The following is a 661-nucleotide window of genomic DNA, read 5'->3' as shown; positions in this document are numbered from 1 at the left end:
GTCTGGATTCCCGTTTTGACCGAAATTTTGGTTTGCCCCAGTCTGGTTGGGCCTTGTCAAAGAAATTGTTCCAAGCCTTGCCCAAGTCGGAAATTGCCAGTTGCAGAATTCGGGCTGATTGTGTATACTGCCAGTCTTTTTTATCGGCAACTAACATATTACGAACTCTTCGTTCACTCGGCGAAGGCTTTTCTTTAAGCAGTGCTTTCTGCTCTTCGGTCAGCTTTTTGGGGTCGGAAGCCAAAGAAGATTTAAGCGCTTGTCTTGCCTTGTACATTTTATTCCACAAGGCAAGGCCTTGATTCCAGCAATAGCGGCGATAGTCACAAGCTTCATCCAAAACTCTTCTCATAGCCTGGTTGGGATGTAGTTCATAGACTCTTGTCTGAATTAATTTAGACGGTACTTCTTCTACCTGTTCAGCCATTTAATTCACCAGCTTTCAGAACCATATCATTCTCAATCTTTGTTTCGAGGAATATTTTAGCACGTATTCCTGTAGATCCCCAAACATATGTTTCTGAAGTATGACTAAAATTTGCGCTCTAACCTAAAGCAAAGTTCTGGCTTTCCCTACGCTAATTCAACTTAGAACCTACCTGCTATCTCTTACATATAATCAAACACATTAAGTACGTTTTTCGCCACTAGTGTTATACTC

General features: G+C 41.6%; 1 protein-coding gene. It reads right to left on the bottom strand.

Annotated elements, in window-relative coordinates; genetic code table 11:
* Window positions 1–427 (bottom strand): helix-turn-helix domain-containing protein (locus lacNas_RS10925; protein ID WP_201330055.1); only part of this gene is annotated, 427 nt, incomplete at its 3' end.
* Window positions 428–661 lie beyond the last annotated feature (234 nt).

This window comes from Lactobacillus nasalidis (assembly GCF_016587775.1).
Classification (GTDB): domain Bacteria; phylum Bacillota; class Bacilli; order Lactobacillales; family Lactobacillaceae; genus Lactobacillus; species Lactobacillus nasalidis.
Note: the sequence above shows the minus strand (reverse complement) of the source record. Positions and strands in the feature narration are given on the sequence as shown.